This is a genomic window from Burkholderia sp. JP2-270, assembly GCF_003233675.1.
Lineage (GTDB): Bacteria > Pseudomonadota > Gammaproteobacteria > Burkholderiales > Burkholderiaceae > Burkholderia > Burkholderia pyrrocinia_C.
The window spans coordinates 2907070-2932804 of sequence record NZ_CP029824.1 but is presented as its reverse complement, the minus strand read 5'-3'; the positions used below and the strand labels follow the sequence as shown (position 1 = coordinate 2932804).

The 25735-nt window shown below is 59.1% G+C and carries 21 protein-coding genes and 1 pseudogene; 15 read left to right on the top strand and 7 right to left on the bottom strand.

The window, feature by feature from the left end:
• Window positions 1-853: 853 nt before the first annotated feature.
• From DM992_RS13820 to DM992_RS13805, 4 genes are all read left to right on the top strand, one after another.
• A complete protein-coding gene (locus DM992_RS13820; protein ID WP_111017224.1) occupies window positions 854-2125 on the top strand; it encodes a nucleotidyltransferase in 1272 nt (423 codons plus the stop codon).
• A 551-nt stretch (window positions 2126-2676) separates the two neighbouring features.
• On the top strand, window positions 2677-3540 hold the full coding sequence (locus DM992_RS41680) for a nucleotidyltransferase (RefSeq protein ID WP_162631657.1): 864 nt from the start codon (window positions 2677-2679) through the stop codon (window positions 3538-3540).
• 133 nt (window positions 3541-3673) lie between these two features.
• Window positions 3674-4300: a hypothetical protein gene (locus tag DM992_RS41675; protein ID WP_162631656.1), complete on the top strand. Its 627-nt coding sequence runs from the start codon at window positions 3674-3676 to the stop codon at window positions 4298-4300.
• A 331-nt stretch (window positions 4301-4631) separates the two neighbouring features.
• Complete coding sequence (locus tag DM992_RS13805) at window positions 4632-5408, top strand: nucleotidyltransferase (RefSeq protein WP_111017222.1); 777 nt, start codon at window positions 4632-4634, stop codon at window positions 5406-5408.
• 144 nt (window positions 5409-5552) lie between these two features.
• Here the strand turns inward: DM992_RS13805 and DM992_RS13800 are convergent, their stop codons facing one another.
• Window positions 5553-6953 carry a site-specific integrase gene (locus tag DM992_RS13800; RefSeq protein ID WP_162631655.1) on the bottom strand — a complete coding sequence of 467 codons (1401 nt, stop codon included), beginning with the start codon at window positions 6951-6953 and terminating at the stop codon, window positions 5553-5555.
• A gap of 371 nt (window positions 6954-7324) precedes the next feature.
• Window positions 7325-8308: a hypothetical protein gene (locus DM992_RS13795; protein ID WP_111017220.1), complete on the bottom strand. Its 984-nt coding sequence runs from the start codon at window positions 8306-8308 to the stop codon at window positions 7325-7327.
• Between the two features lie 540 nt (window positions 8309-8848).
• On the opposite strand from DM992_RS13795, the gene DM992_RS13790 reads away from it, so the two are divergent.
• From DM992_RS13790 to DM992_RS13770, 6 genes are all read left to right on the top strand, one after another.
• Window positions 8849-11521, top strand: coding sequence for a type VI secretion system Vgr family protein (locus DM992_RS13790; protein ID WP_111017219.1), 2673 nt, complete (start codon window positions 8849-8851; stop codon window positions 11519-11521).
• A gap of 10 nt (window positions 11522-11531) precedes the next feature.
• Complete coding sequence (locus DM992_RS13785; protein ID WP_162631654.1) at window positions 11532-12686, top strand: hypothetical protein; 1155 nt, start codon at window positions 11532-11534, stop codon at window positions 12684-12686.
• 37 nt (window positions 12687-12723) lie between these two features.
• A complete protein-coding gene (locus tag DM992_RS41670; RefSeq protein ID WP_162631653.1) occupies window positions 12724-13635 on the top strand; it encodes a hypothetical protein in 912 nt (303 codons plus the stop codon).
• Between the two features lie 16 nt (window positions 13636-13651).
• Window positions 13652-13936, top strand: a complete 285-nt coding sequence (locus DM992_RS13780; protein WP_111017928.1) for a PAAR domain-containing protein — start codon at window positions 13652-13654, stop codon at window positions 13934-13936.
• A 419-nt stretch (window positions 13937-14355) separates the two neighbouring features.
• Window positions 14356-15564, top strand: a complete 1209-nt coding sequence (gene bamC / locus DM992_RS13775; protein ID WP_111017217.1) for an outer membrane protein assembly factor BamC — start codon at window positions 14356-14358, stop codon at window positions 15562-15564.
• A 546-nt stretch (window positions 15565-16110) separates the two neighbouring features.
• Window positions 16111-16401 carry a putative quinol monooxygenase gene (locus DM992_RS13770; protein ID WP_111017216.1) on the top strand — a complete coding sequence of 97 codons (291 nt, stop codon included), beginning with the start codon at window positions 16111-16113 and terminating at the stop codon, window positions 16399-16401.
• Between the two features lie 40 nt (window positions 16402-16441).
• Here DM992_RS13770 and DM992_RS13765 read toward each other — a convergent pair whose 3' ends face one another.
• The 3 genes from DM992_RS13765 to DM992_RS13755 all read right to left on the bottom strand — a co-directional run bounded on the left by DM992_RS13765 (window position 16442) and on the right by DM992_RS13755 (window position 18057).
• Complete coding sequence (locus DM992_RS13765; RefSeq protein WP_034184019.1) at window positions 16442-16699, bottom strand: hypothetical protein; 258 nt, start codon at window positions 16697-16699, stop codon at window positions 16442-16444.
• 136 nt (window positions 16700-16835) lie between these two features.
• Window positions 16836-17120 carry a hypothetical protein gene (locus tag DM992_RS13760; protein WP_034184020.1) on the bottom strand — a complete coding sequence of 95 codons (285 nt, stop codon included), beginning with the start codon at window positions 17118-17120 and terminating at the stop codon, window positions 16836-16838.
• Between the two features lie 220 nt (window positions 17121-17340).
• A complete protein-coding gene (locus tag DM992_RS13755; RefSeq protein WP_111017215.1) occupies window positions 17341-18057 on the bottom strand; it encodes a YdcF family protein in 717 nt (238 codons plus the stop codon).
• Window positions 18058-18214: 157 nt separating this feature from the next.
• Here DM992_RS13755 and DM992_RS13750 point away from each other — a divergent pair, with 157 nt between their 5' ends.
• Window positions 18215-18532 carry a hypothetical protein gene (locus tag DM992_RS13750; protein ID WP_111017214.1) on the top strand — a complete coding sequence of 106 codons (318 nt, stop codon included), beginning with the start codon at window positions 18215-18217 and terminating at the stop codon, window positions 18530-18532.
• 196 nt (window positions 18533-18728) lie between these two features.
• Here DM992_RS13750 and DM992_RS42715 read toward each other — a convergent pair whose 3' ends face one another.
• Together DM992_RS42715 and DM992_RS13740 are read right to left on the bottom strand one after the other, a co-directional pair.
• Window positions 18729-18980, bottom strand: a complete 252-nt coding sequence (locus tag DM992_RS42715) for a hypothetical protein (RefSeq protein WP_111017213.1) — start codon at window positions 18978-18980, stop codon at window positions 18729-18731.
• A 210-nt stretch (window positions 18981-19190) separates the two neighbouring features.
• Window positions 19191-19577 (bottom strand): annotated as a pseudogene (locus DM992_RS13740) (transposase); the annotation flags it as partial.
• Window positions 19578-20008: 431 nt separating this feature from the next.
• On the opposite strand from DM992_RS13740, the gene DM992_RS13735 reads away from it, so the two are divergent.
• The 4 genes from DM992_RS13735 to rluB all read left to right on the top strand — a co-directional run bounded on the left by DM992_RS13735 (window position 20009) and on the right by rluB (window position 25341).
• The gene (locus tag DM992_RS13735) at window positions 20009-20911 is read left to right on the top strand and encodes a LysR family transcriptional regulator (RefSeq protein ID WP_111017212.1); all 903 of its coding nucleotides are present in this window, start codon (window positions 20009-20011) and stop codon (window positions 20909-20911) included.
• Between the two features lie 75 nt (window positions 20912-20986).
• Window positions 20987-22189, top strand: coding sequence for a pyridoxal phosphate-dependent aminotransferase (locus tag DM992_RS13730; protein WP_111017211.1), 1203 nt, complete (start codon window positions 20987-20989; stop codon window positions 22187-22189).
• 272 nt (window positions 22190-22461) lie between these two features.
• Entirely contained in the window at window positions 22462-23517 is a 1056-nt protein-coding gene (scpB, locus tag DM992_RS13725; RefSeq protein WP_111017210.1) for an SMC-Scp complex subunit ScpB, read from the top strand.
• Between the two features lie 60 nt (window positions 23518-23577).
• Window positions 23578-25341 carry a 23S rRNA pseudouridine(2605) synthase RluB gene (gene rluB / locus DM992_RS13720; RefSeq protein WP_111017209.1) on the top strand — a complete coding sequence of 588 codons (1764 nt, stop codon included), beginning with the start codon at window positions 23578-23580 and terminating at the stop codon, window positions 25339-25341.
• The last annotated feature ends 394 nt before the right edge of the window (window positions 25342-25735 follow it).

Genomic DNA, 25735 nt, shown 5'->3' with positions numbered 1-25735 from the left:
TATATTCGGATTTCGAATTAATTTTACATAATTAACACTGGCGTATTTTTTAATGTCATACCCGGATTCATATGCCGTACCGTCTGGAGCGCACCAGCAGTACCGGAATGGACGCCGGGAAGCCCTCCACGTTGATCCGTTCACATTGAAATCCAGCACGAATGAGCTGAAATCGAACACTTCGCGGTGATCGCCGCGAACGGCGGAAGGGAAAATATGTCCGGCCGGACAGCAATTCAACGGCCTTCTAGCCGTCGATACACGGGCTGAGCGGCTCCATCAAGCTGTTGCATCGACCGGTTGAATTCGCAGCCATGAGGCACCGGTCGCCTATGCCGGCACCCAAGCGCTTATATATCTTGACGGTTACTGCAAATCAGGTGCAGCTCTTGTCGCTGCTGCCGCTTCGTCGCCTGCTGCTTTGGATGCGATAGCTGCCCAATCATGCTGCTATCTTTGCGTGCCGGGAATGTCTTGTGACGGACCACTTGCCCGGTGCCATTTTGGTCAGCCTGACGGACATCGTCAGCGGCCTCCTTTTCACTCTGCTTCCGGGTTACTAGCCTCGCTGACGCTTAGCCCCTGTTCCGCAAAGGAATTGGATTTTTGTTCGCCCGGAGAGACAAAGATCAATCTGGAAATGGAGGCTTCCGGTGCTGCTCCGAACAAGAAAATACGCGCTACCATGCGCAAACGATTGCGTGTTGTTTTGTTACAAAAAAGTCTGATGCTCGTGTTTGGTTGGATTGGTGTCACGTAAAAATGGCACTACACTTGGGGTGAATCAGCCTAGTCGACACTATATCTAGTATTTCGTTTGGGTGCCGGCTCTTTTTAAGCAAATGGGGAAAAGATGGCCGAACCTACTGCAATTCCCGATCCGTTGACGGCGCGATTTCGCCGCCCCTCGACGTCTGATCTGTCCCGTCGCTTTTTCTTTCTGGTTGATGCGATCGCACGTGATCATGAGCCCACCGCCACCCAGCTTGAGCGATTGGCGTCTTCTTATGAGGGTACCGCCGACTTCCTCGCGAATCGGAAGGAATTTGCCGACCTGCTCATCAAAATCCATCCGCATGGTTCTCGACAGCTCGGCACTATGGTGCGTCCGCTGCGAACCTCGACCGATGGTTTCGACGTCGATCTGATCGCGTTGCTGAGTTCGGAGGCTCGTGGTCACTACATGACGCACGGCGGCGCTGCTGCACTCATCAACGACTTTTACTGGGCCTTAAAAGGATATGCCGACTACCATGGCCTGAGTATTCGGCGGTGGGAGCGGTGTGTCACGTTGGGATACGCGGACGGCATGAGCGCAGATATCGCACCGGTGATTGAGGCGCCGCTTTTGTCGGCACCGTTTGGCGAAACTCATGCACTGATCCCGGATCGTGCGGTGATGACGTTCGAATCGACGAATCCGCTGGGATATGCCAAACATTTCGATCGAGCCGCAGCGGTTTCGCCAGTTTTCCGCGAGCGCATCGTGGTCGCGAAAGCAATGGACGCCGCCGATCGCGCTGAGGTTGTGCCGTTGGCAGATGCCGATGAAGTGTTCAATCGCCTGCTTTGTCGCTTTGTGCAACTGCTCAAGCTGCACCGGAACAGCAAATTCTCGGTCAGCGAAGCGCTAAAGAAGCTTGCCCCGACCTCGGTCTTCGTCACGACCTTGGCGGCGTTGGCCTATGCTCGGCTTGCGCCGATTCAGCACGATAGTCCGCTGGACCTGCTCGCCGATATGGTTAAGTTGATGCCGAGTTTGGTTCATCGAACCATGTTGCCGAGTGGTTTGGAGGAGTGGAATTTGCCGAATCCGTCGGCCCCTAAGGACAACTTGGCGAGTGCCATGAACGAGGAAGGCAGGCAAGAGGCGTTCGAAGGTTGGATTGGCGTTCTGGCGCGCGATCTTGGCAAGCTGCAAGAGGCGGTCGAACACAACTTGGGCAACGATGTGCTGATCAGCATCGTCGAGGGCGCGTTCGGCGCGCGGTCTGCGAGCACGTTGAAAGTGGAGCTGTCGAATACGCGCGAGAGCAATCGCGCTGCTAGTCGGGTTGCTCTGGTGACGTCGACGGCCGCGACGAGGACGTTGCCGGCGCGCGCTCACAATTTCCATGGTGATTGATGCGACCAGGACAGGTGATTATCCCGACGCTTCCCCAGAGGCAACTGGAGCTTGAGCGGCTTGCGTTGCCGGGAGCGGTCGCCAGAATTTTTTCCGGGCGAGAATTGAGATACAGCTTTTCGGTTGCGCCGGGCGATTTTTCACGACTCTATCAGTGTTTGCTGAAGGTTCGGAAGGGGTATGTTGCGCCGGACGTCTTCGTGTTGCATCCGGATTTGTCGATCTTGGCTTCGGGGCGACGGTTACCCCACACCTATCGACACAAAGGTCACGGTACCCATCTATGTCTGTTTTCGCCGCAGTACCGCGAATGGGCGCCTCAGATGGACTTGGTCGGATCTCAACTTGCGTGGACGGTAGAGTGGCTTGGATATTTCGAAGATTGGCTGCTGACAGGGGAGTGGAGCGGCGGAGGTACCCATCCGGATAGAACTACGCACTCTCGACAAATATGCGCGCGCTTATCGATCGATCGCGAGTGGCGTATGCGGGCGGCATCGAGTGGGCGGTCATAGCGGAAATGTGTGTGATCAGACCAAGATGGGGAAAGCGTGGCATACACGGTTGACAGTGCGTTTTTGGAGTTCTATCAGAGAATCAATCTTTCTGGTGATTTCCGTGCATTGGCAGCGATTCGACGAAACCACATTGTCGGATTGCTTGGAAATCGGTTTGATGTGATTGATGGCTTCGCGGGCGGATCGATTCCAAAATTCACGTCTTTAAAAACGGCGGATCTTGACATATTCGTTGTGCTCCACTTCGGAAAACACTGCTGCAACAAGCCGCCGTCACAGGTTCTTCTTGCGGTTCGTCAGGCATTGAATGCAAAACCTAGCGTTCGGCGAAACGGTCAGGCGGTTACGCTGAAATATAGCTCGTTTCCTGATGTCGACGTGGTGCCGGTATTCTTTACCAGCCATGATGGGGTGAGATACGATGAGGCTTTGTTCCTAAATGTTCCGGATATGAACACCGAAACATGGATAAGATCTCGTCCAAAGGATCACGTTGGTGCCATCGATACGCAGGCAGCGGTTTGTGGGCCAAATTTTAGAAAGGTTATAAAAATTCTAAAGCATTGGAACTCTCTTCACGGGAACCTGCTTCGTAATTATCATATTGAGTGCGTAGCACTGCAGCAACTTACGTCTGTCGACGTTGCGGCGCTGCCACAGGCGGTGTTTGTTTTCTTTCGCGTGCTGGCGAGTGCTGTTCTGGGGCCGTATTCTTACGATGGCGATCAAGTCGATAACTATCTCGCTGTAGGGGAACGGTTGACTCTATACAGAAAGCTTGTGCAGGCTCGGGATGCTGCCAATACCGCTTGGTTTATGGGCATGTTGGGGGCTGGCGAGCAAGCAATAAATCAATGGCGTGGTATTTTTGGAAATCAATTTCCATCGTATGGCTAACGTAAATAGGCATGATCCCATTCGGGAGCGATATTATAGTCCTCTGGAAGCGGCGGAGTTTTGGGGGAATGTGATATTTATTGTGGCGACTGGAATTTCGGTTTTTCTCGTCACGGTAAGTCGAGAGAGTAGTGTGAAGCTATACAATTTTCTTCAGTTGGCACTCGTAGTTTTGGCATTTGTCAGTTTTGCGATTGGTGTGGTTGCAAGGCTTTATTTGTTTCCTCGGGCGACACAGGCGCGAGCAGCAGATCAGCTTTCGAATAGCTTCGGGGTGCCGCTGGCCCAGCATGCAACCAAGGGGTATTACAATAATCCTCTACCTAATGGGCATAGTAGATTGGCGGCAACTACGCTTGAGAATTGTTTCTTTAGTATGGAAATTGCGAAGGAGATGTGTCTTTGGACGCGAATCCAGGCTTTGCTGGCAATTATCGTTTTTATTTTTATGCTCCGAGAGGAAGATTTGGCTTTCGCGGCGATTGCAGCGGCCACCATCTTTGGTGAGCAGATCGTCGTTCGTTGTATTCGACTTGAGTATTTCAGATCTCGATGCGAATCGGTCTATGAGCGGCTTTATTCTCTATTTTTGAATAAGCCTGAAGAGATGATTTTTAACGCATCCGCGGTGGAGCAATTTAGCGTGTACGAGTCGACGAAGGCTGTTGCGGCGATTACTCTTTCCAGTCGAATCTTCAAAAAGAAGAACGATGATTTGACGAATGAATGGGATGAGAGGCGGCGGGCTCTGAATATTTAATGTTTCAAGGTGCGTTGCCGTGCATAAGGACAGCGAACAGTGCGATGATCAGAGTGACAACAGACGCAGCTTCCGTTGGCGGGGTGGTCGTCTCCGAGCGGGCCTCACTCAAGAGCGACGTCGCCTCCAGTGGTGTGGATAATGCTCGCGACCTGAGAGGCAAGATTGTGCCATCCCTGCGCACGAAGTTCCTTAGCTAGCGGGGTTAAACCGCTATCTCAGGGCGACGAACAGAGCAGCTGATGTGTCGAGCACTTCCGCAGGTGAGACGGCGCCAAGCAGTTAAATCGACCACACATCGGCGTAAGGCCTTTATATCGAGGTTTCTTAGATGTCAGTGCTGAGCTTTTTGAACGACACCGCCAGCAAGGCCGTGCTTTCGCCGAGAGAGCTATCATCAATTTCTACTTCTATTTCGACTCTGAAGTCCAGGCTGGCCACTCATTTTGAGGGCGAGGTAATCAAGAAGCATTTTTGCTTCGGCTCTTCGACGCGAGGGACAATCTTGCCACGGTCAATGGATAGAAAATCTGACATTGACTACATGGTTGTCTTCGGTGATGGTGGATTTCTTCCGCAGACTTACTTGAACCGTTTGAAAATTTTCGTCGAAGACAATTACCGTACCTCTGAAATTTTCCAGTCTTCTCCGACGATTGTTCTCGAGCTCAACCATATCAAGTTCGATCTGGTGCCTGCGACGCTGAGTTGGCTCGGCGGGCTGCGTATCCCGCATGGGCCTGGTCACTGGCAGAGTACCTATCCCAACGACTTCAACCGTACTCTTGAGGCCCGGAACAAGGATCATTGTTCGTTGATCAAACCTACAATCCGATTGTTCAAGTATTGGAATGCCACTAGTGGGTATCCTTTCCCGTCGTTTTCTATGGAGAAATGGGTGTGTCAGCAGGGTTTCTGGTGGAGAACTGGTCTAAAGGATTACTTCTTTTCCGTCATTGACAGTCTGAGCACAAGTTCGTCACAGCCGAAATGGGTTAATGACGAAATCAAGCGTGCGAAGAAGATCGTTGCTAACACGAAGTATTACGAGCTGGGCGCAATGGGGCAGGAAGCCGAAACCGAAATCAGAAGGCTCTTTCGGCTGTAGACGCTTCCGTGAGTAAGGCGGGCATCGAGCGGGATTCTTGCGCGAGGTAAGCGCATCTGTGCAGGCTAGACAGGGCAGTGGGTTCCGCCGGCGGGGCCGAGGCTAGCCCAAATTTCCGTCCCAGTCTTAGCTGGAAAATCCCGACTACCCCCCCGGCTCCGATGTCGAGACGTCGATCGCGGCAGTCTGCATGGCGTGTTCCCTCATTTCCGTGCCCCCGTTATGCTCAATTCGCTCAGCAGATCGATCCAGAGCCGTCAGTTGTTCCAGTCGTGCCCCCAGCAGGTGCCATGCGGCGCGCTTCTCGACCGTATATGGATACCGCTGATAGATGCGTTTCATGCGGTTCTGCTCGCGGTGGTTCATACATTTGTCGATCACGGTGGGCAATACTCCCATCGACTGCATCAAGGTGGCGGCTGTTCGGCGTAGGTCGTGCGGAGTCCATTTCTCGTCGCCGAGAACGAGGGAGTTCGCTTTAGCGGTTCGGTTCGAATGTGCGCCACGCTTGTAGAAGACTAGCTGGCGGTCAGCTACTTGCTTGGTGATATTTTTAAGGTCAATGTGCGTTTCCGGTTTGTCCTTGTGCCGGCGGGCCGGTAGCAGCCATTCCTTACTGTTGGACAGTTGGAGGAGTGCGCTCATGTGCGTTGTGGCGTAGTCAGACAAAAATATAACGTGTGCATCCCCGTTCTTCGCGTTCTCAACCGGGACGCGCCAAGTCCGAAGTTCAAGGTTGATGTCGCGCTTGCGTGCCTTAATGATCTCGCCCACGCGTGCGTTGGTCGCCAAGATCAACATCAATACGTGCTTTGTCATCTCCGGCACGTTCGCGGACTCCAGTGCTTTCGGAAAGGCGCCGATCTCGTGATCGGAAAGGGTTCGTTCTCGTTCGGCGTCTGTCCCGCCGACATCCTTCTTTGAGACCATCATCAGAGGATTGGCGGAAACGTACTCCCGCGCCTGGCACCATTTGATGAATTGTTTGAGATCGGTGAGAGTCCGATTGGCGAGCCGGTTCGCGCCTCGCGCGACAATCGCGTCCAGTGACGACATGATGTCAGAGCGGCGGACGTCTTCCATCGCGATGTCGCCGATCAATGGAAGGACATCCTTTTTGAATGCTCGACGGACTTCTTGTCCGTTGTCTGCCCGCTTCCGCAGGGCGGAGTCGGCCCACTCGTTGAATCGCTGTTTGAACGTCCTACGCGCGAGCTTGTCCTCGAGGGTGCGGACTTCTGCGCTCACGTCGACTAGTCTTTTCAGCCTTTCGATGCGTCTCTGTTCCAGCGGATCTTCTCCGGAACTAATGCGTGCACGCGCACGGTCGCGGGCATCTCTGATCTGGCGCAGGCTCGCCTTCGGAAACGTACCGAGACGGATCTCGCGGACGCCGCCGCTCGCTCGATAGCGCAATGAAAATTGAACCGATATGCCCTTCACCCCGGCACGGACCACACCAAAAACACCGTGTCCATCGGACAGACGACGGCCATTGTCAGCCGGGATTAGCCCTTGCAATTCCTTCGTGGTGAGCGTGCTCATTGCAGCCTCCGGGGAAAATTGCCCCCACATTTGCCCCCACAGATCAGGAAGCTTGGGTCGTATTGTAATGGAATTGCCAGGGCAAGTTTTTGCATAAATATCCATTAAAATCAATGAATTATGGTGTTTCCGCGGACGCCAGGGGAACTCGACGGAAGCAACAAAAACGTGCATGGGGTGCAGGTGGTCGGAGGTTCAAATCCTCTCGCCCCGACCAGGAATCAAGGCCTGGAAAGCTTGTCAGTAAAGGGTTTCCTTATCTGGCGTAGCTTTCCAGGCCTTTCCATTTTCCGGGTGTGTCAGTTTGGTGTGTCAATTCCGCCGTGCAACAATGCGGAGATGACTGACTTGGCAACCCTTCCCACTGGCGTCTATTTGCGCCCCGGCTCGTCCGTGTTCCACCTCCGGATCGGCGTGCCCAAAGACCTGCAACAACACTTCCGCAATCCCAAGACCGGCAAGCCGAAGGCCGATGCGTTTCGGGCGAGTCTCAGGACAAGCAATCGAGCCGAGGCCGGCACGAGGGCGCACGAGATCATCGCGGAATGGCAACGGCAGTGTTCCTCTGGCTTGTGGCGAAGCCCTTCGTTGACCCACCGCTCTGTCTCTTGTCCAAGATGCGCGTCGAAGTGCTTTCTCACCTCTGTTTCCGCATCCTCCTGTAGCCTTTCAAAGTGCGACCGAAGGATTGTGCGAATGTTTTCGAAGTCGTAAGTCAGTGCGTTGAGGGGGCGAAAGCCCTGACGCCCTAGGATTTGTTGGACGCTGCGGGCTTTGCTTAGCTGCTTGTCGAGTGAGGCAAGCAGTTCATGGCCATCGGTGACAGGCTGCAAATCTAGGAACGCCGCGAGCGTTGTGCCCCGGTGATAGCCCTGCAGGGCTGCCTCAGCTGCATTGACCAATTGGACGGCGCTTCGCTGCGCTTCTGACTCCTTCTGGAATTCTTCGCGTTGGACAACCGCGTCGGCGCCCAATGCAAGCTCCAACAGAGATGCGCGTTGATCAGGCGTCACCGCCGTGCCGGCGTAGACGTTCCGCTCAACAAGCTCTTGATTGAAGACATGAAGGTTTGAGGCTGTTGCCGACCACGCGTTGCCATCGAACAAAACGGTCGAACCGCCACTGGAAGTTTGAAACCGAAGATGAACGGCCTGAGCGCCTGTCGCACCGATGGTTTTGCGGGCCTGAAGGGCTTGTGCATCCCCAGCTCCGCAGGCGCGGAGCAAGGCCGATAGTGTTGACTTGCCTCGCGCATTGTCGGCATAGACAACCGTGACCTTCTTCAGTTCGACAGCCGACGGCACGCCCGCTTTGAACACCCCTACGTTATCCACGCGAATGATTTTCTCAAGCATCACGTCCCCCGTCGCCGCTTACGCGTTACTTGTCTTTATCTAGCGTTTCTGCTGAATTTATGACAGGTATTCATAAGCGTTTGAATTGGTATTGGCTCGTATGAGTCGATATTTCGTTTGACAGCGTGATGTCCAGCGAGAGGCAATGGTTCCCGGCGAGGTCCGTCACTGGGGACCAATGCAGTTTGTGTTGGCCTCGGAATGCTGAGGGCCGGCGTTCGCCGCGCTGGCGCACCTATCGCCTTTGACCTTTCGCCTTCGGCACATTGCGCCATTCCGTTGCGGAATGGGCGTGACTGCCCGCCCAACAGTCCGACAGCGGTTCCGTGAGGGGCGGCCGGAACGGCTGAGATTGACATGGGCCACTCATCGATGACATTGGTGCCGATGCTGTCGAAAACCTTTCATTGGTTTTGCATTGGTTGACAGACAACGAGGCACGAGTAAGGGGAAGCACTAGCTATTCAGCTGTAGAATACTCGGCGAGAGAACCTGGGCTATCTTGGCAACAAGTAAGCTAAAAGTAATAAAAGGATCGGGATGAGTGTGCAAGACATCATGAGGGCGATTCAAGGCGGACCGATCCAACAGGATCGTTTACTGAAACTCGACACCCCGCTCGGGGACAATGTACTACTGCCTACGCGTACTGTAGGTCGGTCCAGAATTGGACGACATTACGATTTCACGCTCGATGTGGCGTCGACACGCAGCGATCTCAAGCTGACGAGGCTGATAGGCCAGCCCGTTACTCTATGGCTCCAGCAGGCCGATCACTCCTACCTTCCACGGCACGGTTACGTTTATGCAGTGCGGCGGCTGGGGTCGGAAGGCGGACTAACCAGTTTCCAAATCAGCTTCGCCTCGTGGATGCATTTTCTGAAATTTCGCCGCGATCAACGTATCTGGCAGGACAAACCGGTCGATGAAATCCTCCGGGACGTATTCAACGTACATTCGCAGGCGAGAGGCCGATTCAATTTTGCACTCTCGAAGCCGCTTCCGCTGAGATCATATTGCACGCAGTATGAGGACGATTGGAATTTCGTTCATCGGTTGATGGAGGAGGAGGGGCTCTTCAGCATTTGGACGCAGGCCAGTGACGGAAAATCTCATAGCCTGACCATTACGGATCGTTTGGATTCATGTGAGCCGCTTGTTGCGCGTTCAGTGCAGTTCTCGCGCGACGGAGTGAATAGCGAGGTCGATGGGTTGATCCACTGGTCCGGCCTGCGCACCCTCCATAGCGCCGCGCTGACCACTCGCACGTTCGACTACAAGAGTCCCTCACCGCTCGCGAATCCGAAGGGTACCAACATCCCGACGATGTCCCATGAACTACCGGAACAGTTGGAGATGTACGAATACACCGGCCCGTATACGTATCTTGAGCAGGAGCGTGGGGATCACCTCTCTAAAATTCGCATGGAAGAGTGGGAGTCTCGTGCCAAGCGGTTTTACGGCACTGGCGGACTGCGCAGCGCTGATGCGGGACGGTCATTTACCCTTGTCGGGCATCCACAACACGATCTTGAATCCGCTGAGCGTAACGAGTTCGCCATTATCGAAGTGGTTTGGCTGATCGAGAACAATCTCCCAGTTTCAAACCATCACGCAAATCTCCCAGGTAGTTTGCAACGCCAATTGGCAGAGGCGTCGGCGAATCAGGACGGAGCACGGCCATCCCGCGTACTCCATCATGATGGCTCCGAGGGCTTTTTTCTGGTTGAGTTAGAGGCGCAGCGTAAATCCGTGCCTTTCCGAAGCCCGTTCGAGCACCGCAAGCCCGTCATGCAAATGCAAACTGCGACGGTGGTTGGTCCGCGAGAGCAGAATATATATACCGATGAGTTGGGTCGAACCAAGATCCAATTCCACTGGGATCGAACCGGGCAACGCGATACGCGGAGTTCGTGCTGGGTGCGTGTGAGCCATCCGTGGGCGGGTCAGGGATTCGGAATGATCCATGTCCCACGTATCGGCGATGAAGTCGTCGTGTCGTTCTTGGACGGATGCCCCGATCGCCCTCTTATCACGGGCCGCGTGCCGAACGGCGTCAATTTTGTCCAATGGAAGCTCCCGGATAACCAAGCCTTGTCTGGCCTACGTTCGCGAGATTTGGCCAGTACGATGGCGAACCATATCGTTGCCGACGACACGCCGGGCAAACTTCAAGTGCAAGTCGCGAGCGATCACGAGCGGTCTCGCCTAGTGGTCGGGTACAACACGCGCATTGAAGGCAATGAAGGGCGTGGTGAAGCACGCGGAATCGGTTGGGAACTAGCAACCGACTCGTGGGGCGTGCTGCGGGCGAACCAAGGGATGTTGGTGACAACCGAAGCTCGCTCGGGTGCGGTGTCCGCAGTGAAGGACATGGGCGAGACGGTGCAGCGTTTGGTACAAGCGAGAGACTTGCACGATACGCTTGCCAATGCGGCCGTCCAAGCGCAAGCGCAGGATGCGCAGGACCAGCCCGAGGTTGCCAAGGCACTTCGGAAACAGAGCGATGAGATCAGAGGGGCGGGTGGGGGGCAAGGGAGCGACGCGTTTCCGGAACTGTCAAGGCCCCATTTGGTTCTCGCATCACCGGCCGGAATTGAGGCGACGACGGCTGGCAGTACCCACCTTGCGAGCGGTGAACATATGGCGCTAACGGGCGGCGCTCATGTTAGCGTCAGCAGCGGCAGCAGCCTGTTAGCTACTGCCCGAAACGCGATCCGGCTGTTTGCGTACAAGCTAGGGATCCGGATGGTGTCCTACGCCGGTGATATCGACATCAAGGCTCTGCAGAAAAACCTCAATCTGCTCGCAAAGCTTGAAATTACACAGACAGCGAACCGGATCACGATCAAGGCGACGGATGAAGTGATGCTGCACGGTGGCGATAGTTATATCAGCCTGAAAACCGGCAAGATTACGGTGGGTGGTGGCGTTTATGAGGTTAACGCTCAAGTAAGCAATATGCCGCCCAAGCCGATGGGGGTTGCGTCGAACGGTACACCCGCCGTCGAGGCGAACGACCAAACTTTCAGAATGCTCACCCCCTCAGGGCGATCTCTGCCGGGTGTTGCCTATCGAATGACGTCCGACTCCGGAGAGCATGTTTTCCAGACCAATAATCTCGGCCGATCGGCAACCTTGAATACAGCTCAGGAAGAAAATGTTAAATTTGGCATTCACTGGGACGAATTATTCGCGGACGCAGATAAATAAAGGTTAAAAGATGGCCAATCTTGCAGAAGATACTACCAACCCAAAAAGCAATACGTGCATTGACGCGAATTGCGATTGCAAAATCATCTGGTCGCTCGCCCATCAATATGCGATGGCCCAACTGGATACACGCACTCCCGTCCTGAAGGATGGAACGCCCGATTATCGATTCAGTTCGCATTCCATTTCAGAAACCAAGATTGAACCCGGCGATGCATCGTTTGTCGGAAAAAACTATGGGGCAAGAGCCCGTCGCGTGGCATCAAGCTACGCACGCATGTTTCTTGAGGATTTTCATCTCGGAGAAAAGGACAAGCTTGGTCGGTTTTATTGGACTGGTCTAGGTGCGTTTGCAGCCAAACAGGTTTCAGCTAATTTGGAAAGCTGGCAGGTAGACAAGATGCCCGGCATGGGTATCGTCCATGAAGGATTGGGAAAAGGTAATCTGTGGATTTATAACGATCTTCTCGTCTGGTGCTACGGATATGCGGCGGACCCAGTGGCGTTCCAGGATTGCGCCAAGCAACGTGACAGTCGGCAATACCATCCCACCGTGCAGAAGAACCTGATGCGACAGCAGTGGGCGGGCGACGTGGTTCCAAAGTGCCCGGTGATCAATGAAGCCAGCGCCTCAATGGACGATGCAGGATCCGGTAAATTCCTTGGCTCCAACTCGGAGAATCCGGGATATTTCAAATGGACTCCGCGAGTGTCCATCGGCTTCAATTTGGTCAAGCAATGGGAAGAAACGACCGACAGCACCTTTAAAAACAACTTTGCCTTCAACCATCTTTGGGTAATGGCACAACATGAGCAGGGCGAAGTATTGCAAGGGCTGATATATAATGACGCGGAATTCATCGGCAAGCTTAAATTTCAGCGAACTATGGATCAAGCGACCAGCTCGGAAAAATGGTGGGCTGCGCCGGCGCGTGCGTTCCACGCGTTAATCCCACCTTTGCAACTGAGCTTCACGGCCCAAGATGAAACGTCCGACATGAAGTATCGCTCCAACGCCCCGAAGGATCTAATCCTTGAAGATTACAAGCAACGAATGGCGTGGATTAAAGACACCGGGAAATTATTTCACTTTCTCATGCAAAAGCAGCGCAATTACATGCTAAGCGAACTAAAAGCAATTGCCGCAATGGGCGGCTTAACATGATTGACTTACTGATCGCACACCATTATTCGAGCAATTCATGCGAAAGCCGATGAAAATATTTGCATGCGCTTTGGCGGCCCTTTCCGCATGTTTCGCAATTATTGCATTGATGAACATTCAAGAGAAAAAGGAAAGGCCAATGACGCCTCAAGTTGTCACGATAAAGTTCGGGGCCGATGGGAAATCCAATGCCCAGAATCAGGGTTTTTCCATGATGAATCATCCATCTGGCGTATATGCATACCAAATGCACTGGGATGATACAACGAAACTCGGATCGGTAAAATATATTCAGGGGCCTTATTCCTTCGATATCGACAACGCCATGATTGTAACTGGCTTGGGCGACAAAGACAGCCCCGAGGATGGCGTTGATAATTGGGATGTCAATTTTAATATCTCGTCATCAAAAACAATTTCAGATGAAGAGGGACGCGAAAAAGTCATGTCCCTGCTTGGCAAACTGCGAGCCGCCGGATGGAAAAGGTATATATATGCCGCATCCCCTCGCCTCATTGGCAGAGAGGCCATGAAGTATGCCGCCTCGGAATCCGGAACTCTTTACTCATTGGATTCCACCTATATGCCGACGATGGAAGAATGGAAGAGCTTGATTGCCGTTGAGCCGCGATGGATTTTCTATGCTGACGGAGTGTTTCTTACTTTATCGCTATCCCATCAACCATCCGGATCTCCTGGAATGGGATACTATTTGACCGACATTCAAGTCAGTACCGCATCTGATCACTACACCCCATACTTTACAGATAGTGTTGAACGTAGAAGAAACTGGAAGAAACTCATATCTAACGAGTTGAAACCGGCAGGGAACGAGCGATCAAAGAAAGAAGCTGAACTGAAAGCTTCCGGCTACACGATCGACACGACGTATCAGGCTCCGCCGTTCGAGGCTCCGGACTTTTCGGACAGGGCGGGTGCCGCTCATTGATCTGGAGGGGCAATCGATGCAACGAGCAAATTTGCACGGACGAGCGCAGATTGTGGTTGGTGATGCGACAAGCCACGGCGGCAAGGTGATTTCGGGTAGTCCGTCTTCGACTTGGAGCACAGCGAAGATTCCCATTGCCCGCAAGGGAGATCAGGTGACTTGTCCGCTTTGTGCGCCGCATCTGTTTGAAATTGCCGAAGGGGTGGACGGGTGTGAGGATTTTGGGCAGCCGATGGCGCTGGAGGGTCATAAAACAACTTGTGGTGCGGTCCTGATCGCGCAGCCTGCGCCAAACGACTGACGGTCTTCAATTATGGTTCGCACACGTAGGGCCCCTGTTTTTTACTCAACAATGTTTGTGCTTGCGCACTCTTAAAGGGCAGGAGCCGGGGCGCCCGAGCCCTTGAGATGGCGGACTCCTTGTAAGAGCCGCGCCAGGCTGCCATCACGGGTCTGCGCTTGCTCGTGCTATACTGCCTCGAACTGTGTCAATCGGCATGGTGGTTTTGACCGGCACACTACCCGGAGAGCCTTATTCCATCGTGGGTTCGAAGAGGTTCAAATCCTCTCGCCCCGACCAGACAAGAACCCGCGTCAGTTCATGCTGACGCGGGTTTTTTCTTGCCGGTCGCTTTTTTGCACATCGCGGCGTGGCCCCGGTAAAATGCAAGGTTGATCCACGGAAAGCGCCGTGATTTAGCGGAAGAGGATTCCCCGAACATGACTGATCTTCGTCTTACCATGCGGTTCGCTGCAGTGCTCGCCACTGGCGCGCTCGTCGCCGGTTGCGGTACGTCGTCGCCCACGAAAGTGGACTACAAGAGCGATTCGAAATCGAAGGAAGCGTCGCTCGCAGTGCCGCCCAACATGCTCGACGAGACGGCCGATCAGCGTTCGCTGCCGCCCCAGGGCGGCGCGACTTCCCTGTCTGCGCTTCAGCAGGTCCAGCAGGCAGCACCTGCGCTGGACACCGTCGCGCCGGCCGTGGCCGGCATGCATATCCAGCGCGACGGCACTGAGAGCTGGCTCGTGATCGACGGCAAGCAGCCGGCCGCCATCTGGCCGCAGGTGCGTCGTTTCTGGCAGGAGCAGGGCTTCCTGCTCGTCGTCGACCAGCGCGACAAGGGCGTGATGGAAACCGACTGGAACGAAACCCATCCGCAGATCAACGACGGCCTGATCCGCAGCGTGATCTCGAAGGCGATGGGCAACTCGTACGTGACGGCCGAGCGCAACAAATACCGCACGCGTCTCGATTCGGCACCGAACGGCGGCACCTACGTGTTCATCAGCCAGAAGGGGATGCGCGAGGCGATCACCGGCGCGAACAACGATTCGAGCAAGTGGGAACCGAAGCCGAACGATCCGGCGCTCGAGACCGAATACCTGAAGCGGCTGATGGCCGTGCTCGCGCAGAACGAGCAGCGTGCGAAGAACGGTGAACCGCCGATCGCGAACATCAAGGACAACGCGGTGCCGAAGGACAAGAAGGCCGACACCGACGCATCGTCGAAGGCTGCTGCCGCGATCGCCGCGCAGAACGTTTCGCGCACGTCGGCGCAGGGTAACGATGCGGCCGACGCGGCCGTGCCGTCCGAAGTCACGCTCGGCGAGCCGTACGACCGATCGTGGCTGCACGTCGGTCTCGCGCTCGATCGCGCGAACTTCACGGTCGACGATCGCGATCGCTCGAAGGGGTTGTATTTCGTGCGCTATGTCGATCCGAAGGACCTGAGCTCGGCCGAGCAGGGCTTCTGGAGCCAACTGTTCCACGGCAAGAAGGAAAAGCAGGCGAAGCAGTACCGCGTCAACGTGAAGGCGCTCACAGCCGACCAGACGCGCGTCGCGGTCGTCGACGATTCGGGTGCGATCGACACGTCGTCGCCGGCTCGTCAGATCATGGGGCTGCTCGTGAATCAGCTCCGCTGATCCCGACGTTTCCCCGCATCCGTGCAAAGCCCGCCATTCGGCGGGCTTTTTTTTATGGCCGCTCGCCGGCGTGCGGCTTGCGCGCGCATGTGCGAGAGGTTCGGTCCCTCATCGTGACGTTACGTAACATCCGTGCGTTACGGCGGCAGAACACGTGTCACATTGTTGTCGACCGAAAAATTGTCCTTATGAATCAATGGTATGGCCGGTGTTCGATGCTTGGCACGCAAACTGCTTTATATGTTGGAATCGTTAGGGCAGGGAGGGTGGCGTCAGATGCCGGGCGTGCGCCGCGAGCGCTCGATCAACGGTATCGACGTTTTCAAATGCCGGCACCACAAGTGCCGGCGCAACTGATGACGATCCGCGCGCCAGCGTGCGGATCTCGATGGCCCCGTCGCCTATCCTCGTAGGGCGACGGTTTCGCCCGCGCTTCTCTGAAGCGCGGGCTATTTTTTTGGCCGTCGTGCAGTGCTGCATCGGCGCGGCCGATGCACGATGCGTGATTCGCGTATGCTCGGACTTTTCTGAATGAAGGAGTCGGGAATGGCGGAAATTGCAGTCGTGGCGCTGATCGTGGCGAAGCCGGGCGCCGAGGAAAAGCTGCGCACAGTGCTTGAAGGGATCGTCGAGCCGACCCGCAATGAAGCCGGTGCATTGCAGTACGACCTGCACCGGGATCTGAAGGAGCCCGCTCGGTTCGTGTTCGTCGAGCGCTGGGAGAGCGAGGAGGCGCTGGCCGCCCATGCGCGATCCGTGCACATTCTCGCTTATCGCGAAGCGGCCGCGGACTGGATCGAAAGTTCCGAAATCCGCGTGCTGTCGAGGCTCGTCTGAGCAGGGCGGGCGACCGGACATATCCGGTCGCAGCAGTGCGTCAGTGCGACGTGCCGGGTACGTCGAGGATCAGGATGATCGTCCAGTCGGCGTCGCCGTCGTGATGATACTGGCGCTCGGCGACGATGAACGGTTGCTGCTTGCCTTGCGGGCCGAGGAAGAGCACATCGCCCTCCATCGGCAGGCACTCGATCGGCGGCAGCGCGAGGAATGCGTCGGCCGAGCCGCGGGGCATCAGTTGCTTGATCTGGCGAGTGGCGGCTTCGGTCCACTCGATGTCGAGTTGAATGTTGCTCATGCTGTCCTCCGCACCGGGGTGCGCACGGGTGGAAAATTTCGGTGCGCGACTTTAGCACAGCGCGCGGGCGCCGCAACCAAAAAAGCCGAACCCGGTTGCCCGGATTCGGCTTTTCGCTTGTGCGGTATCGCCGAACTTACTGGCTGGCAGCTTCTGCCGGAGCGGCCTTGGCAGCCTTCTTGCCGGCCTTCTTCGCAGCAGCCTTGTGGTGAGCAGCCTTCTTGCCGTGGTGATGCTCTTCCTGCATCGCCGGCTGAGCGGCTTCAGCCGCTTGCTGCTGCTGCAGCGCCTGTGCGCGCTGCTCGATCTCGGAGATCTTGGCCGGATCGGTAATGGTCTTGATTTCCGTGCTCTCTTGCGCATACGCTGCGCCAGTCAGCGCCGACATCGCTACCAGGATAGCCAGGGACGTCTTCTTCATTGCTTTACCTCCGCTAAGTGGTGATGAACCCGAATGTTGCCGTTTTGTCTGGCGACTGCAAACGAGTGCGTGTCGAGTGTAACAAAAGTGACGGATCAATGTGCACCGGATCTTGGCGCGACGCAAGGCCGCGTTGAAGTCGCGCAACACTTCGCGCACTTCGTCACGCGCCTGCCATCCTGGGCAGTACTGCCATTCCGCTCCCCTTTCCGCGCAGTTGTCAGAACCACCCGAGCCATCGGTAGACGTGGAATTGCGCGATGCCGACCAGCTCGTGCAGCGCCTGCTCGGCGTTGGCCACATTGCGCCAGCGTGGCAGCCAGCCCGTTTGCGCGCGCCGGCGATTCGCATAAACGGGCTGCGGATCGATGCCGAATCGGCGGAAATCGAGCAGGGCGCGGCGCATCTGATACGACGAGGTGACGAGAATGCGTGCGTCGTCATACTGTGGGCGTAGTATAGACGCAGTGAATTTCGCGTTTTCGTAGGTTGTGCGGCTGTTCGGTTCGAGAACGAGGTCGCCGGGGGCGACGCCCTCCGCGACGAGCTGGCGTCCGTATACGGCCGCCTCGGTTTCGCCGTGATGCTGCGGGTCGCCGCCCGACATCAATACGGTGCAGCGCTCGGCCTGTTGCCGGCACTCGCGATAGAGCGCCGCCACCTTGTGGATGCGCGCGATGCCATCGGGCGGCGGCTGCAGCCCGGAGTCGGTGCGGCGTGTGCCGGTGCCGAGGAGAATCAGCGTGGTTCGCCCATGCATGTCCGGGTGCTCGACCGGCACGACGCCCGCTTCGCTCCACGCGATCAGCGGCGCGGTGAGCCAGCCTGTCGCGAGCAGCCAGAACAGCGCAACGGCGGCGATCGAGATGACTCGTCGCCGCTTGCGGCAGAGCATGAAACAGATGAAGAGAAGTACAAATGAATCGAACAGAATCAATTTGATTGGGGTATGGTGTCTTTTTATGGACGGCTGACGATCCGGCCCTGAAGCGACGCCGAACGTCGGCCTCCAGAATCGGTGGCGGTATCGGCGGGCGGAGACCCTGCCCGGCGCACCGCTTCGCATTGTCGCTGCACTTTAAGAAAGAATCGAGATGGCCACGTATTCCAACGAAGCGGTGCTCGACGCATTGAGACGAGTGCAGTACCGCCAGGTACCGTGGGCACGCCGCCCGGGCGTGTTCGAGTATCTCCGTTCGCTCGGGTTGATGGACACGGTCAGGCAGAAGACCGTTGCCCCCGCGCCGGGTTTTCACGCACCGGTGGACATCGCCGTGCTGACCGACAGTGGTCGAGCCGAATTTTCGCGCCTCGAGCGCGACGAGAAATTACTTTCCTGGACCGATCGCCGCATGGACGACTACGTATTGAGCGAAGCCAGCGCCGTGGCGATTCTCGAAAGCCGCCTGTAGCGGCGGACCATCCCGCCTCGGGCGTCGCCGCGCAAGCCGGCGACGTCAAAAAAAAGCCCGTATCGCGAGGATACGGGCGTACCGGATACTTTTGCTGTTGCCACGCTGTGCTCATGGCAACGATGTTGACTCGTCGTATGCGGCGCAGTTCCCGAAAGCGGGCATTTTCTTCGACGATATCCTGAAATTGGCAGGACTACGGATGACGCGGCATGTCGGACGGCTGCGAGCCGATGCGCGCCCGCGCATTGCTGGCGATGTCGCCGCGCAGGTCGCCGCGCGGCACGGTTTGCCGGCCGGACGGGGCGGCCGACGGCGGCTGGCGGAGAGTATTGCGGTGATCCTGCTGGCGATGAGGCGGTTTCGCGCGATCGTCGGCGTGAACTGGAGCGGCCAGCGCCAGGGAAATGACAATGCCGCATGCGACGAGCAGTGACATTGGTTTCATGGCGGGGCTCCCTTCAAGCCGTCGGTGCGGCCTGTTGATATTTCGCTAAGGTAAGCGTGGGAGTGCAGGCTTGCTGTAAATATTGGTAAATAGTTGTATCGCGGCACGACAACGGTATTCGACAGCAACGCAGGCTTCGCGAAAAGATCGCGTCGCGGAAAGAAACCGGGCGGCCGAAGCCGCCCGATCGAGCATTCGTTACGCCATCTTGACGGGCGCGCGCCAGGATTCCGGATTGGTCCAGAAGGCGCCGCGCAGCCGGTCGCGGCTCGGCGGTGCGGGCGGCTTCGCGGCGCTCGCGCCGATGCGCCCGCGCAGCGAGATCTGCCGGCCGCTCGTGCCGAGTCGCTTCACGATTTCGGCGAGCGTGCCGTCCGCCTGCCATTCGTCGAAGCGACGGCGGCAGGTCGGCGGCGACGGATAGCGGCCCGGCAGCTTCGACCAGCCTTCACCCGTCGACAGCACCCACAACACGGCGTTTACCACCGAGCGTGCTTCCACCCGGGGGCGGCCGCGCCGTTCACTCCGTGCGGGTTCCGAGCAAAACAGACCTTCGACCAGCGCCCACTCGTTATCTCTCAAATCGTCGAACAGCATCATGTCCTCACCTCAGCGAAGCTAACTCCGGTGCGCTGCCCTGCGCCGCGCACTCTTCAAGCACTCGATCGTCGAGTGCCGGGTGGGGGCGTCCGGTTGGCCGGCAGCGGCGTTTCTGCCTTTCCATCCGACGAAACCTACGCCCTGTGCGCCAGGTAATGCACGAAGCGTGCCACGTCGGAGGCGAATCCCTCGAGAGCCGCTTGGCAGCGAGCTAACGGCTAAGTCAGCTAGGGGCGTATAAGACGCCAAAATAACCCGCCAGCAAATCGGGACAATCACCAATCTTGTGCAGTTCGCCCGTGCTGCGTGCGTTTGCTTGTGTATTGCACCGCAGCGAAACATGTGCGGCCGGTGCCGGATTCGCGCATCGAAGCCGGATTCACGCATTAAAATCGTGCATCGATATCGACGATTGATGAGGTCAGGAGATGAACGTCACGCTGCGCCAGCTTCGCGTATTCATCGAGGTAGCGCGGCTCAAGAGCTTCAGTCGCGCGGGCGACGAGATCGGGCTCACGCAGTCCGCGGTCAGCCGCTGCGTGCGGGAGCTCGAGGCCGAGCTTGGGCTGAAGTTGATCGACCGCACGACGCGCGACGTGCAACTCACCGACGTCGGTGTGAACCTGATCGCGAGCGTGTCGCGTCTGATCGACGATCTCGACGACACGCTGCGCGAGATACGCGAGATCGGTGAGCAGCGCCGCGGGCGCGTGATCGTCGCGGCGAGCCCGACGATCGCCTGCAGGCTGATGCCGCGCGTGGTTGCATCGTCCGAGCGCCAGTTTCCGTTCGTGACGCTTGGCCTGCGAGACGACGTGCAGAGCGACGTGCTGCGCAAGGTGAAGTCGAGCGAAGTCGATTTCGGCGTCGTGATCGGGCCGCTTACGGTCGCCGATCTCGTCTGCGAACCGCTGATGACCGATTCGTTCTGCCTCGTCGCGCGTGCCGACCATCCGCTCGCGGCGCGTTCCGAGGTGCCGTGGACGGCGCTGGACGGCGAGCGCCTCGTGCTCCTCGATCACGCGTCGGGAAGCCGGCCGCTGATCGATGCCGCGCTGGCCGCCCATCATGTCAATGCGACGGTGATGCAGGAGCTCGGGCATTCGGCGACCGTGTTCGGGCTCGTCGAGGCCGGCGTCGGCGTGAGCGTGCAGCCGTGGCTGTCGCTGCCGCTGCCGGCCGGCTCGACACTCGTCGCGCGGCCGCTCACGCCGCGCACCGAGCGCACGGTCGAACTGGTGCGTCGCCGCGACAGGTCGTTGTCGCCCGCGGCGCAGGCGATCTGGGAACTCGTGCGGCAGATGCCGGCGAGGGCGGAAGACCTCGACTGACGTGTGCGAACACGGGGCGGCCCGGCTTGAGGGCCGGTACACTACGTGGATCGTGTTCCTGGGCGGTGGTCTTCGATGACGCATTCCGCAGGTTTTTCCCCGACGACCGACGAGCCGGCGGCGCGTGCCGCGGTGCACGCGCTGCGTCCGTCGCTGATCCGTGAGGTGGCGAACGCCGGCTTCGGTGTGCCGGACATGCTGCCGTTCTGGTTCGGCGAGTCCGACCGTGTGACGCCGGATTTCATCCGCGACGCCGCGGCAGCGGCGCTGCGCGACGGCGCGACCTTCTACACGCACAACCTCGGCACGGCGCCGCTGCGCGATGCAATCGCGGCCTACGTGAGCGCGCGTCACGGTGCGACGGCGGCCGACACGGTGGCCGTGACGAGTTCGGGCGTGAGCGCGCTGATGCTGGCTGCACAGATGCTGGTCGGCCCGGGCGAGCGTGTCGTCGCGGTCACGCCGCTCTGGCCGAATCTCGTCGAGATTCCGAAGATCCTCGGCGCGCAGGTCGAATGCGTGCCGCTCGACTACGGCGGCGCGGGCTGGCAGCTCGATCTCGAGCGGCTGCTCGCCGCGCTGACGCCCGATACGCGGATGCTGCTGGTCAACTCGCCGAACAACCCGACCGGCTGGATGATGTCGCGCGACGATCAGCAGGCCGTACTGGCCCATTGTCGCCGTCACGGCATCTGGCTGGTCGCCGACGAGGTGTACGAACGGCTCGCGTTCGGCGACGACGGCGCGCCGTCGTTCCTCGATATCGCATCGCGCGACGAGCGGGTCGTTGTCGTGAATTCGTTTTCGAAGGCGTGGGCGATGACGGGCTGGCGGCTGGGATGGCTCATTGCGCCGGCATCGGTGATGGGCGATCTGTCGAAGCTCGTCGAATACAACACGTCGTGTGCGCCGGGCTTCGTGCAGGCCGCGGGCGAGGTCGCGCTGCGCGACGGCGAGCCGTTCGTGCGGTCGTTCGTCGCGGCGCTGCGCGAAGCGCGCGATCACCTGGTCGCCGCGCTGCGGACGCTGCCGGGCGTCGAGGTGCCGCCTCCACCGGGCGCGATGTACCTGTTCCTGCGCCTGCCGGGCGCGGCCGACAGTCTCGCGTTCTGCAAGACGCTGGTGCGCGATGCGGGGCTCGGCCTTGCGCCCGGGCTGGCATTCGGCCCGGAGGGGGAAGGATTCGTGCGCTGGTGCTACGCATGCGATCCGGCACGACTCGACGCGGGCGTCGAGCGGCTGCGGCGGTTCCTCGCGCGCGGCGCGGCTGCCCGCTGAAGCGGGGCCGGAGCGGGCGCGGCGCACTGGCGGCGGGTAAATCTGCTCATCTTTACGCACCGGGCAATTTTGCGTAATATGGCGCTCAGTCACGCGGTTCCGTCGTTGAGCCGTGCTGTTCCGTCCGGTTTGGGCCTGGCCTGAAGTTGGTTCGCCGCCCCCGGTTCGTGCTCCCATCAATATGACCGATCAGAATCGGGCGAGCGCGTCTTCCGTTCCTTTCGTCTGTTTGTTGATCCGGTTCGTTTGACCACAGGGTCTGGCCTAGCTGCATGAATACCCAAGAGGCGAAGATCGTCCTCGAGACTGCTTTGATCTGCGCGCAGGAACCGCTGAAGCTCGGCGATTTGCGCAAGCTCTTTGCCGACGGCGTGTCGGCTGACACGGTCCGCACGTTGCTCGAAGATCTGAAACAGGATTGGTCCGGCCGCGGCGTCGAACTGGTGGCGCTGGCGACCGGATGGCGCTTCCAGAGCAAGCCGGCGATGCGTCACTATCTGGACCGCCTGCATCCCGAGAAGCCGCCGAAATATTCGCGCGCGGTGCTCGAAACGCTCGCGATCATCGCGTACCGGCAGCCCGTCACGCGCGGCGACATCGAAGAGATTCGCGGCGTCACGGTCAATACGCAGGTGGTCAAGCAACTCGAGGATCGCGGCTGGATCGAGGTGATCGGTCATCGTGACGTGCCGGGGCGTCCGGCGCTGTATGCGACGACCAAGCAGTTCCTGGACGATCTCGGCCTGAAGGCGCTCGACGACCTGCCGGCGCTCGAAGAGCCGGCCGCGAACATCGAGGCCGCGCTGCTTGCGCAGCAGGCAATGGACTTCGACGGCGGCGTACTGGTTGCCGACGACACGCCGCAAGCCGGTGACGCAGCAGACGACGTGCCGCAGGTGCAGGCGGATGAAGCGTCCGCCGGCCAATTGGCCGAATTGCCGGGGGATGCCGCGACCGATGTCGCGTCAACGCAGGAAATGCCGAACCGCGATACGCTCGATGCTGATCGCCGGCAAACGGAACAAACGGAACAGGTTGGCGCCGAAGCAGTGCCGACCGATGTGCAGCCCGAGCCGTTGCGCGCGGATCGGAGCGAGGAAGATCGCAAGCCGGCCGCCGAAGCGGCTGCCGGAGACGGAGCGGAAGCGGCCGGCGACATGCCCGGCGAGGTTGGCCAGGCCGACGCCTCCCGTTCCCGTCCCGCGGACGGCGAGATGCTGGACGACACGTCCGACAGTCTCGCCGATGCCGTACGAAGCGCCAGTGCGCCCATCGGCGCCGACGCGCTGCCGGACGACGAAGCAGAACCCGAACAGCGTCGCGCCTGAACGCGGCCAACTTCTTGCCGCGCCCGCGCCGGGCGCGAGACCTGACATTTTGAGGTTGTTTTGACAGATATCCACGATATTGAATCGTCCGCGCCTGCCGTGCAGGCGGCGCGTGCCGACGATGCACCGGAGCAGGACGCTTCGGCCGCAGGTGGCGACGAGCGTCCCCGCCGCGGTCTGCGGCGAGGCCCGCGCAGCCTGATCGCGCGGCGTCGCGCGGCGGCCAAGTCGAAGGGCGCCGAGGGCGAGCCGCAGGGTGGCGAAGGCGCGGACGCGCAGCCGGCCGAGGCCGTCGAAGCGCAGCCCGCGCGCGCGCCGCGGAAGGAAGGCGCCGCCAAGGGCGGCCGCAAGCCGGCCGGCAAGCGCGAAGGCGCTGCCAAGGGCGGCCAGGGTGCACAAGGTGGCCAGGGCGGCCAGGGCCGCCGTGGCGGCGCGCCGAAGGCTGAAGGCGGCTCGGCCAAGGCGGAGGGCGATGCGTCCCAGGACGAGCTGTTCGCATACGTGACGTCGCCCGCATTCGACGCGGACAACTCCGCGGGCGGGAGCGGCGTGCGTGCGCCGATGCTGCGTCGCGGCCGCAGCCAGCCGGCGAACAAGCGCGTGCTGTCGCCGGACGACGACGCGCCGAAGCTGCACAAGGTGCTGGCGGAAGCGGGCATGGGCTCGCGTCGCGAAATGGAAGAACTGATCGTCGCCGGCCGCGTGTCGGTGAACGGCGAGCCCGCACACATCGGCCAGCGCATCATGCCGACCGACCAGGTGCGGATCAACGGCAAGCCGGTCAAGCGCAAGCTGCCGAACAAGCCGCCGCGCGTGCTGCTGTACCACAAGCCGACGGGCGAAATCGTCAGCCATGCGGATCCGGAAGGCCGTCCGTCGGTGTTCGACCGCCTGCCGCCGATGAAGACGGCGAAATGGCTTGCGGTGGGCCGCCTCGACTTCAATACCGAAGGTCTGCTGATGCTGACGACGTCGGGCGACCTCGCGAACCGCTTCATGCATCCGCGTTACAGCGTCGAGCGTGAGTATGCGGTACGGGTGGTCGGCGAGCTCACCGAAGGCAACCGCCAGAAGCTGCTGCACGGTGTCGAGCTGGATGACGGCCCCGCCAATTTCCTGCGCATCCGCGATGGCGGCGGCGAAGGCACGAACCACTGGTATCACGTCGCGCTGGCCGAAGGCCGCAACCGTGAAGTGCGCCGGATGTTCGAGGCGGCCGGCCTGATGGTGAGCCGCCTGATCCGTACGCGTCACGGCCCGATCCCGCTGCCGCGCGGTCTGAAGCGCGGCCGGTGGGAGGAGCTCGACGACGCGCAGGTGCGCAAGCTGATGGCGACCGTCGGCCTGAAGGCGCCGTCCGAGGAGAAAGGCAAGCGCGGCGGTGCCGGTCAGGCAGAGCGCCGCCAGCCCGATCCGATGCTGACGTCGATGGGCTTCATCAGTCGCGAGCCGGTGCTGACGACGCACGGGCAGCTCGATCAGCCGCGCCGTGGCGGTGGCCGTCGCGGCGGGCCGGGTCTGCCGGGCCTGAGCGGCTACGGCAGCCTGCCGGTTGCGCCGTCGGGCTACGGCAACCGTGCTGGCGGAGGCCGTGACGGCAACCGCTCGGGCGGTGGCGGCCGAGATGGCAACCGCCCTGGCGGCGGCCGTGATGTCGACGGCAACCGCGCGTCGTACGGCGCGGGCCCCAAGCGTGAGGGCCCGGCGGGCGGCAAGCGAGGCGGCAGCAAGGGCGGCAACCGCAATCCGAACGGCAATCGTGCCGAAGGCGCCGGCAACGGCGGCGGCCCGCGTCCTCAGCGTAGCCGCACGCGCAGTCGCTGAACGTATCGCGGCATGCGGCGGCGCAAAGCGGCCGGCGTGCCGGCAGGATCGGCATCCGTCCGGTTTTGTCGGCGCTACGCGTTGTGTTTTTTGATTTCGACTGTATATATATGCCGCGTGCCGCTGGATGGCAGCCGGCATGCCCGATCTCCGGCGCGGCCGGATTGCGCCGGTTGATCGGGCAGCTCGATTTCGCATTTTCGGTCCGTAAAGGCAGTCGAAACGCTGCTTTCACCGGCTGGCTTGGCGTTTGCACCAAAAATCGCTATAATCGCGGAGTCGCTGGGCGTACGGATTCAATGTGCGGCTCAGGTGCGACCACCAGTAAGAAAGATGGGCGTTCCGCCCATTTTTTTTTGCTGAAACGGTTAGGCATCTCGGGTAGCGCTTCCTG

Bases quoted from the DNA above. Each gene is read 5' to 3' on its own strand.
- DM992_RS13820 (WP_111017224.1), top strand. From the start codon at position 854: ATGGCCGAACCTACTGCAATTCCCGATCCGTTGACGGCGCGATTTCGC.
- DM992_RS13805 (WP_111017222.1), top strand. From the start codon at position 4,632: ATGTCAGTGCTGAGCTTTTTGAACGACACCGCCAGCAAGGCCGTGCTT.
- DM992_RS13800 (WP_162631655.1), bottom strand. From the start codon at position 6,953: ATGAGCACGCTCACCACGAAGGAATTGCAAGGGCTAATCCCGGCTGAC.
- DM992_RS13795 (WP_111017220.1), bottom strand. From the start codon at position 8,308: ATGCTTGAGAAAATCATTCGCGTGGATAACGTAGGGGTGTTCAAAGCG.
- DM992_RS13790 (WP_111017219.1), top strand. From the start codon at position 8,849: ATGAGTGTGCAAGACATCATGAGGGCGATTCAAGGCGGACCGATCCAA.
- DM992_RS13785 (WP_162631654.1), top strand. From the start codon at position 11,532: ATGGCCAATCTTGCAGAAGATACTACCAACCCAAAAAGCAATACGTGC.
- DM992_RS41670 (WP_162631653.1), top strand. From the start codon at position 12,724: ATGCGAAAGCCGATGAAAATATTTGCATGCGCTTTGGCGGCCCTTTCC.
- DM992_RS13780 (WP_111017928.1), top strand. From the start codon at position 13,652: ATGCAACGAGCAAATTTGCACGGACGAGCGCAGATTGTGGTTGGTGAT.
- bamC (WP_111017217.1), top strand. From the start codon at position 14,356: ATGACTGATCTTCGTCTTACCATGCGGTTCGCTGCAGTGCTCGCCACT.
- DM992_RS13770 (WP_111017216.1), top strand. From the start codon at position 16,111: ATGGCGGAAATTGCAGTCGTGGCGCTGATCGTGGCGAAGCCGGGCGCC.
- DM992_RS13765 (WP_034184019.1), bottom strand. From the start codon at position 16,699: ATGAGCAACATTCAACTCGACATCGAGTGGACCGAAGCCGCCACTCGC.
- DM992_RS13760 (WP_034184020.1), bottom strand. From the start codon at position 17,120: ATGAAGAAGACGTCCCTGGCTATCCTGGTAGCGATGTCGGCGCTGACT.
- DM992_RS13750 (WP_111017214.1), top strand. From the start codon at position 18,215: ATGGCCACGTATTCCAACGAAGCGGTGCTCGACGCATTGAGACGAGTG.
- DM992_RS42715 (WP_111017213.1), bottom strand. From the start codon at position 18,980: ATGAAACCAATGTCACTGCTCGTCGCATGCGGCATTGTCATTTCCCTG.
- DM992_RS13735 (WP_111017212.1), top strand. From the start codon at position 20,009: ATGAACGTCACGCTGCGCCAGCTTCGCGTATTCATCGAGGTAGCGCGG.
- DM992_RS13730 (WP_111017211.1), top strand. From the start codon at position 20,987: ATGACGCATTCCGCAGGTTTTTCCCCGACGACCGACGAGCCGGCGGCG.
- scpB (WP_111017210.1), top strand. From the start codon at position 22,462: ATGAATACCCAAGAGGCGAAGATCGTCCTCGAGACTGCTTTGATCTGC.